We start from the raw sequence: 9043 nt of genomic DNA on the forward strand, positions 1-9043 counted from the left end.
CATGTTCGGCGCGGCCACCTTGATCATGCCGATCTCCTTGGCAGCCGCCTTGTTGCCCACCGTGTCCATCATCTGCGCCGCATTCAATACCAGGAAACGCGCCTGGTCGATCATGATGCGCGCCTCCGCGATGCGTTCCAGCGTGACCGTCTGCTCCGCGACGGGCTTGCCGAACGCCACGCGTGTCAGCGTTCGCTGGCACATTTTTTCCAGGGCGCGCTCGGCCAGGCCGATCAATCGCATGCAGTGGTGGATACGGCCCGGCCCGAGCCGGCCTTGCGCAATTTCAAAGCCGCGGCCTTCGCCGAGCAGCATGTTGGATGCCGGCACCCTTACGTTCTCGAACACGATCTCCGCATGGCCATGCGGCGCATCGTCGAAGCCCATCACCGGCAGATGGCGCAGGATGTTCACGCCCGGCGTGTCACGCGGCACGATGATCATCGATTGCTGCTGGTGCTTGTTGGGATTGTCGGGATCGGTCTTGCCCATGAAGATGAAAACCTTGCAGCGCGGATCATTGGCGCCGGAGGACCACCATTTGCGGCCATTGATTACATACTCGTCGCCATCGCGTTCGATGCGGCTTTCGATATTGGTCGCGTCCGACGACGCAACCGCCGGCTCGGTCATCGCGAAGCAGGAACGGATTTCGCCGTTCAGCAGTGGCACCAGCCATTGCTTCTGGTGCTCCGGCGTGCCGTAACGCGCCAGCACTTCCATGTTGCCTGTGTCCGGGGCAGAACAGTTGAACACTTCCGGCGACCAGCTCGCCCGGCCCATGATTTCGCACAGCGGCGCATATTCGAGATTGGTGAGACCCGCGCCATGCTCTGATTCGGGCAGGAACAGATTCCACAAGTCCGCCGCGCGTGCCTTCTTCTTCAACTCCTCCATCAGCACGGTCGGCACCCAGGCGTCGCCCTTGCGGCGGTTCTCCGCGATCTCATGATGGAACTTCGCTTCATTCGGATAGATATGCTCATCCATGAAGGCGATCAGCCGCTTCTGCAGTTCTTGTACCTTGGGACTGTATTGGAAATCCATTCGTTACTCCGGTAAGTGGTGCGTTCTATGCACGATGATTAATTTATCTTCCGACTTCGATATTGCGCGCGGTGGCCAATGCGGTGGCGCAGAGCGTCTCCTCGCCGCCGCGCACCGAATACACGTCCGCCGCGCACACCGTGATCAGCTTGCCCGGCGTGATGATGCGTCCACGCGCAAGCAGACGTTCGCCATTGGCCGGGCCGACGATCTTCAGCGTGCAGTCGATGCTCGCATTGATCCAGCCCGGCGGCAGCATCGTCCCTGCGGCGGCGACGGCGGCGAAATCGGCCGCCGCGAAAATCGCCGTCGCCTGCATCTGGCCGGGACGAAAACTCAGTTCCTCCCGGTATGGAATCTCCAGCGAGACCGCGCCCTGCTCGATGCCAAGAAACTTCAACCCGAGGAACTGCGCCATCGGCATGCCGAGCACGATTTTCTCCAGCGCCTGCCGGGCTTGCGGCGCCAATGTTTGCGGCGAATTGCTCATGGGGATTCCTTTCCTCGGGAAAGTGCGTGATCAGCCGACCAGATAGCCGCCGTCCACGTTCAGGCACGTGCCGGTGGTGTAGCTTGCCGAGTCCGATACCAGGTACAGCACCGCGCCCGCCATCTCGTCGGGCTTCGCGACGCGCCGCTGCGGCACACGCGGCATCAGCCGCTTCAGCACTTCTTCGTTGTGCATCAGCGCCGATGCGAACTTGGTATCCGTTGCGCCGGGCAGCAGCGCGTTGACGCGAACGCCGGACGATGCGCACTCCTTCGCAAAGGCATGCGTCATCGACATCACCGCCGCCTTTGTAATCGAATAGATGCCCTGCTGATCGCCCGGGACGATGGCATTTACCGACGCCACGTTGACGATGCTGCCGCCGCCGTTCTTCGCCATCAGCTTGGCGCCGAGTACCGAGCTGAAGAAGTAGCCGCGGATATTGACGTCAACCGTTTTCTGGAACGCCGACAGGTCGGTGTCGAGGATGTGACCGAAATACGGGTTGGTCGCCGCATTGTTGACCAGGATGTTCAGCTTGCCGTGCCTGCTTTCGATTGCCGCGAACAGCGCTTCGATCTGCGCCATCTCGCCGATATGGCAGGCGATCGCTTCCGCCGAACCGCCGGCGTCGCGGATCGCGGCCACCACCGCTTCGCAGCCCTCCTGCTTGCGGCTGGATACGATGACATGCGCGCCATAGGCGGCGAGCGTTTTGGCGATGGATTCGCCGATGCCGCGGCTGGCGCCGGTGACAAGCGCGATTCTGCCGCTGAGGTCGAAAAGATTTGGTGTCGTCATGATTTTCCTGTCGGTTATCGATAAGTAATGATCTCGGGCTGGCCGAGTGCTTCGAGGTGGGCAAAACTGTTCAGGTAACTCAGCGTCGTCACGCCGGGGCGGAACATCAGCCGCGTGACCGCGCAGTTCACCAGCGACCAGTTCAGTTCCGCGACCTGGCGGTCGGGAAAGCCGAGCACGTGCTGGCACAGCGTCGCGATCGTTCCGCCCGAGGTGAACACGGCAATGTTCTGCGACTTGCCGGCGCTGTCGATTACGCGTTCCAGCGCCGCGATGCAACGCGTGCGGAATACCGACCATGGCTCACGATAGTCGGCATCGTGCTCGCCGCTCATCCACCGTGCCATCGCTTTCTGGAAAAGCTCCTGGAATACATAGCGTGCGTTCGGTGTCTCCGCGAAGAATTTATGCACTGCGGCCGGATCGTCGAAGGCGGGGCGATGGCGAACCAGCACTTCGTGGTGGTCGTATTCATTGAAGCCGGGATCGGTTTCCCACTGTGCATCCAGGAGCAGGACTTCCGGCATGGCGGCGGTGCATGCCTGCGCGGTCTGCTGGTGACGCTTCAGATCGCCGGTGACGACACGATGGAATTTCTGCTGGCATTTGCCGAACCACTCGCCGAGGTGGCGGGCCTGCTCATGGCCCATCTTGGAAAGTTCATCGTAATTGGCGCTGCCGAACGAAGCCTGGCCATGACGAATCAGGTAAATCTGTCCCATGAAAACTGCCTTCACATGTCGTTACTAATCGGTTGTGAAGAGCTTAACTTCGGGAATAGAATCTATCAAATGAATAGTTATTATCTGCTTCCATCAATTCCATGCATATATCCCGCATAGACCTGAACCTGTTCACGGTATTTGAAGCCATCTACACCGAGGGCAGCGTTACCCGCGCCAGCCAGAAGCTGAACCTGACACAACCGGCGATCAGCCACGCGCTGGGGCGGTTGCGCACGATGTTCGATGACCCGCTTTTCATCCGTCAGGGCCATGCAATGGTCTCAACGCCGTTGGCACGCAGCATGATCGAGCCGGTCCGCCGGTCTTTGCGGGGACTGGAAGTCACGTTGAACGGACTGGACCGTTTCGATCCGGCAACCACGCCCAAGCAGTTCAAGCTGGCATTGCGGGACGTGTTGGAAGCGACCATATTGCCGCCGCTCATCCAGCGCGTCAGCAGCAGTGCGCCGCTCGTGGATCTGGCCGCGAGCCAGGTTGATCGTCGAGACCTGGAAAGCGAACTGGCGGCAGGCACGCTGGACGGCGCGATCGATGTGCTCCTGCCCTTGTCCAGCGATATATTGCATACCCGCATCGACCAGGATTCGACGGTCGTGGTCGCGCGCAAAGGGCATCCGGCCATCGACGGTGCACTGGACCTTGCGACCTATTTGAAGCAGGACCATATCCTCGCGAGTTCGCGCCGCAAAGGTTTGGGACTGGAGGATTTTGAATTGAGCCGATTCGGCGTTGAACGGCGCATACGCCTGCGTTGCCAGCATTACTTCGCCGCTTGCCGGGTCGTCAGCCAGACCGACCTGATCCTGACCATGCCGGGACGCTATGCCCGTATTGCCAACCAGCAGTTCGACAACCAGATCCTGCCCTTCCCGCTCGAAGTGCCCGCCTTTGACGTATTCCTGTACTGGCATGCGAACGTCGATAACGATCCCGCCAACCGCTGGCTGCGGGAACAGATCATGCAGTCGTTCGGGAATTAACCTGCTTTCGGATGGGTCATGTCTTCCGGCCGGACCCATTGATCGAACTGTTCGGCGGTCACAAAACCCAATGCAAGCGCCGCCTCTTTCAACGTACTGCCGTCACGGTGTGCCTGCTTCGCAATCTGCGCCGCACGGTCATAACCGATATGCGGCGCCAGCGCCGTCACCAGCATCAGCGAGCGCTCCATCAGCTCGGCGATGCGATCCTGATTGGCTTCGATGCCGCGCACGCAGTGCTCGTCGAAGCTCTTCATGCCATCAGCCAGCAAGCGCACGCTCTGCAGGAAATTGTGTGCGATCAGCGGCTTGAACACATTCAATTCGAAATTGCCCATCGCCCCGCCCATGTTGATGGCGACATCGTTACCGAACACCTGGCAGCACAGCATGGTCAACGCTTCGCACTGCGTTGGATTGACCTTCCCCGGCATGATCGAACTGCCCGGTTCATTCTCGGGAATGCTGATCTCCCCCAACCCGGAGCGCGGCCCGGACGCCAGCCATCGGATATCGTTGGCGATCTTCATCAGCGCCGCCGCAAGTGTTTTCAGCGCGCCGTGCGCCGCCACCATGGCGTCATGGGACGCGAGTGCGGCGAACTTGTTTGCGGCGCTTTTAAACGGCAGGCCGGTGCTGCGTGCGAGTTCGGCGGCCACCCTGTCGCCGAACTCGGGATGGGTGTTCAGGCCGGTACCGACCGCCGTGCCGCCGACGGCAAGTTCGTAGAGCCCAGGGAGCGTGGCGTTGATGACGGATTCGGCGTGGTCGAGCTGGGCGACATAGCCAGAGAATTCCTGGCCGAGGGTAAGCGGCGTGGCGTCCTGAAGGTGGGTGCGGCCGATTTTGACGATGTCGTTGAAGGCGGCGGATTTCGCTTTGAAGGAGTCGCGCAACGCATGCAAGGGCTCGATCAATGTCTGCGTCACCGCGGTTGCCGCCGCAACATGCATGGCTGTCGGGAAAATGTCGTTTGAGGATTGCCCGAGATTGACGTCGTCGTTTGGATGTATGAGCCGCTCCTGCCCACGGCGCCCGCCAAGTAGTTCTGATGCACGGTTGGCCAGTACCTCATTCATGTTCATGTTGCTTTGGGTACCGGAGCCTGTTTGCCAAACGGATAGGGGAAATTCGGAGAAATGCTTACCGGAGATCACCTCTTCTGCTGCGGAGATTATGGCATCGGCTTTGGACGTAGGCAAATTTCCCAAATCACGATTGGCTATGGCACAGGCACGTTTTACATTTGCCAGATCAGTGATGAGTTTTTCCGGAAGTTTTTCAGTTGAAATGCTGAAAAAATGCAAGGAGCGTTGAGTCTGTGCTCCCCATAACTGTTCTGCTGGAACGTCAATATCGCCGAACGTATCGTATTCTTTCCGAAATTTCATACTGACTCCAGAAGTCGTCGTCTTAGCAATGCTCTTGACAAGTGAGATTCCTGCTAAGCGCAATTTGAATATGAGACTTGATAACGAATTTGATAGTTCTATAAAAATTGAACACAATGATTCCCTGTTTCACTTCTATGGCTGTTCGGTCCCGAAATTAATAGCCAACATTACGCGTCCAAAAGAAAAAACCCCTCAATATTCATTGAAGGGTCGAGTGGCAGTTATTGAGCTTGAGGAATGTATTCACGCCAAATTAATCTCTTGCCTACGAAATTTCTAGAGCCGCCATTATCTGAAGGAACTTTGCCAGACGGTTCTTTTGGGGTTCCGTCATCTGACGTAACTACACCAATTTTTCTTTGGCCTTTTAAGTAATAAACATTAATCCCTACGATTGGCGAATTGAATTTTTGAGAAACAATCTTGTTTGGATTCGTTCCAGTTGCGTAATTAAAATAATTAAACCATCCGTATCCGCCTGGAGAACATACGGTGTTTGACGGCACGGTTGTTGGAACAAATAAAATTCCAGAATCAAGCATTAGATCGACATGATTGCGTTCCCCCACATCAGGCAAGTCTACAAACCAACCCCGTCCATTCTCAAAATCAACCGTGTTACTTGTTGCATTTCGAATTGCGTTATCCGTAGTTATTATTTGCTCTTGGAGCACAGTGCGTGGATTGTTCAACGTCGTAGTTGCGTTGTCGTCTTTAATTGCATATACCGAATGCTTCTGCGTATTCGTCAAGTCGCTTAGTTCCAAATACTTTCCCGTTGCGACCATCACTAAATCTTTCTTGTTGATAGTGCTAATCTCAGGAGTTGAGGTAATAGGTTGGCCAACACCATTTGGATCTTTCAGTACTGCAAATGCCATAGATGAATTGGAACTAAGATCGAACCGCCATAAGTTACCTTCCAAGTCGCCGCCATATACGTATCGACTGGTGTTGTTCTTCATTGGATCGACCGCTCTGCCTGCCACCTTGCCTAAGCCACTTGGCGACGTTGTGCTTCCAACCCCTGTAGAAATTCTGCTGATGTGCGTTCCAGTCCAGGCATTCCGAACGAAAAGATACCCCTGTCCATTACCAGGATTTACGTTGTTATACCCAGACGTGAGCAACACTACCCACGTACCGTCCGGCTTTTTAGTGATAACAGGTGTACCGAAGCTGTAGCCCAAATTATTTTCAGTACTGGAATCAATCTCCCATAAAAGTGAAGGTGACGTGGGGTCAGTTACGTCGAGGGCATAATAGCCACGACCACCACCGTTCAGTCCGCCAACCAATATCGTCCGCCATTCACTGGCATCGCAGGTTCCGCTCGGGGCTTTCGGGCAAATGTCACCTATAACAGCCCTGCCATTGACATAGTTGGTATGCATCGTTGCATAGTTCTTATCCGCCAGTTTCCACATGTTCGGAATCACCATGCTCGGCACATAAGCCCATCGTTCGTTACCACCACCATTTGCCTTAGTATCGCCATTAAAGGCATGAAGCATTCCATCGTTTGTACCGATAAATACGGTCTTAGCACGATCCTTCTTGCTTGTGACGAAAGCACTATAACCAGAATCGGTGTATGCAAACTGCGGTTTCCCAACGTAGGCCGGCTGAGACTCTAACGCATCGCCCATCACTGCTTCCCGATAGCGGAAAAGCCTGTTCTCTGGAGGATTACTTGTCCGATCCTCGAACCCGTTTTGACCACGTAAGAAATTAACCAAGTTCTGTCCTGCAGCGGCCGCCTTCTGGGTTGCGCTTAAAAGTGGCGACTGACTGAGAGAGTTGCCAGTAAAGTGACCCTGCTGTGCACTTGATAAATTCGTATAGTTGAAATCAACAAGATTGGCCGTGCCACCTTTAACGTCCCGCATATAAATTTTGCGACTATCCGTCGTCGCTCCTACTTTAGTGGCCATCGTCCCGGTACATGCGACAGGCATATTCACCTTGCACACCGAACCATCCAAAATTTGACCAGGACCATTGCAAGTTGCAGATGTAGCACCTGGAGTGGCACAAAAATACGATGTACCGCTATTTGTCGTTTCCGATACTACCGAGCTTGGCGCTGTGCACGAGCCTGCAACCACATTTTCAACACACCATGAAGCGTTTTGGTTCACCACGCCCGTGTTCAAATCAATATCACGCGCCTCGAGATTTCCTTGCCATTTGACAGTCGTATATGTCGCCACGAACGCAAAATTATCTCCAGCTACCGGGTTCAACGTACTCGTTGCAGCCGCGGCTCCAGATCCCAACTTCGCGCCGATTGAAGAAAGCGCATCGTTAAGTCCTTTCGTCAACTGTGAGGGGTCTTTTGCACTAAAATACGTTCCACCGCCATTAACCGCAGCGTGCCATAAATCGTCCACCGCAGTGGCAGTATCAGCAGCAGGCACAGGCCAGTTCGCAGTGCCATTCAAAATTTTTGCGTAATCTCCAGTTGAAGCGGTTTTGTAATCATTTGTATAGGCCAACGTGCCGTCAATACCCAACCCTAACGTGAACGTCGTCATGTGTTGCTTTACATTAGTATCAGTATTGCTGACGAAGACGTTGTTTGTGCACAAATCTGTATAAGCTCCGTTCGTACAATTATTTAGTGCTGGTGTACGCAAGTCGATCTCGTTGTAGTACTTGGCAACATCTGCCAAGGAATTTGAGCTTGCTGTAGGGCCCTCATATTGTGGTCGAACTTGAGCAGAATCGAGGTTGCCAACAGGGCTTCCGTTTAGTCCTTTTACATCAGCATCGGCATCTGTATTCCAATATCCATCTGTCGTTAACAATGCGAAGTTTTGCTGACACGAATATTGAACAGGATCGGAGTTCCCAACCGGTTTCTGACCCGCGTAGATTCGGCCGACGATACTCAACGCAGATCGCAGGGGGGTGCTGGTAGTTGGGCTAATGTTGAAAAGAGTCGTGTACCACTTCTCTTTCTGTAAATTGGTACCCGACACAAATGTATCGATAGGCAGGTAATTACCGGTACTGCTTTGATTTGCAATCGTGATTAGTCCGACCCTGAATCTGTTGTCGATTTCCTTGAACGCCAGACTTGCAGCAGTTTTCATGGACTGCATACGGGTACGGTAGTAGGCATACCAATTCCCGAAATTCGTTATTTCCTCATCATATGTGCAATGTGTCGATGCAGCGCAATCTGTGCGCGTTCCGGCTCTGGGGAACGTTGCACCAGGCAAAATATCAGTGCGCACAAAAGTATAAGGAACTGCATCATTTACCGCAGTTACACCGCCTGTGACACTAGTGTAAGACGTGTTCGCAGATCCAGCGACTGTAACTGAACCATTGGCAGTAGCACCAGCAGCAGGTGTTGAGGTAATTGTTAAGACGGCGCCGCTACGAGAAGCAGTAAATTTTGGATTGGATGCGTAGGCATTGATCTGGTTTTTGACAAGTTCCGCTAGACCTGCATCGTTGTCCGTATTTCCCCAAGTAATGGTTGCACCAAGAATCTCCTTTCCATTGACTTTAATACTCGTAATATTTCTAGACTGAGATTTTGTAATTTCAATAGTTCCAGAAGCAGCCGCAGCG

General features: G+C 54.4%; 7 protein-coding genes. 1 reads left to right on the top strand and 6 read right to left on the bottom strand.

Going from position 1 to position 9043, the window contains the following annotated elements:
* The 4 genes from VGU61_RS18365 to VGU61_RS18380 all read right to left on the bottom strand — a co-directional run.
* Positions 1-1047: acyl-CoA dehydrogenase family protein (locus VGU61_RS18365; RefSeq protein WP_326860690.1), on the bottom strand; the 1047-nt coding region annotated here is incomplete at its 3' end.
* Positions 1048-1090: 43 nt separating this feature from the next.
* Entirely contained in the window at positions 1091-1537 is a 447-nt protein-coding gene (locus VGU61_RS18370; protein ID WP_326860691.1) for a PaaI family thioesterase, read from the bottom strand.
* A gap of 30 nt (positions 1538-1567) precedes the next feature.
* Complete coding sequence (locus VGU61_RS18375) at positions 1568-2338, bottom strand: SDR family oxidoreductase (RefSeq protein ID WP_326860692.1); 771 nt, start codon at positions 2336-2338, stop codon at positions 1568-1570.
* 14 nt (positions 2339-2352) lie between these two features.
* Positions 2353-3060 (bottom strand): histidine phosphatase family protein, encoded by a 708-nt coding sequence (locus tag VGU61_RS18380; RefSeq protein WP_326860694.1) that lies wholly within the window; start codon positions 3058-3060, stop codon positions 2353-2355.
* A gap of 101 nt (positions 3061-3161) precedes the next feature.
* On the opposite strand from VGU61_RS18380, the gene VGU61_RS18385 reads away from it, so the two are divergent.
* The gene (locus tag VGU61_RS18385; RefSeq protein ID WP_326860696.1) at positions 3162-4064 is read left to right on the top strand and encodes a LysR family transcriptional regulator; all 903 of its coding nucleotides are present in this window, start codon (positions 3162-3164) and stop codon (positions 4062-4064) included.
* On the opposite strand, the gene fumC is transcribed toward VGU61_RS18385, so the two are convergent.
* Positions 4061-5455: a class II fumarate hydratase gene (fumC, locus tag VGU61_RS18390; RefSeq protein WP_326860698.1), complete on the bottom strand. Its 1395-nt coding sequence runs from the start codon at positions 5453-5455 to the stop codon at positions 4061-4063. The two genes, VGU61_RS18385 and fumC, sit on opposite strands and share 4 nt — an antisense overlap.
* 224 nt (positions 5456-5679) lie before the next feature.
* Positions 5680-9043, bottom strand: a 3364-nt coding sequence (locus tag VGU61_RS18395) for a pilus assembly protein (protein ID WP_326860697.1), incomplete at its 5' end; no start/stop codon positions are given.

Origin of the sequence: Noviherbaspirillum sp., from assembly GCF_035944575.1 — a bacterium.
In the GTDB taxonomy this organism is placed as follows: Bacteria; Pseudomonadota; Gammaproteobacteria; order Burkholderiales; family Burkholderiaceae_D; genus Noviherbaspirillum.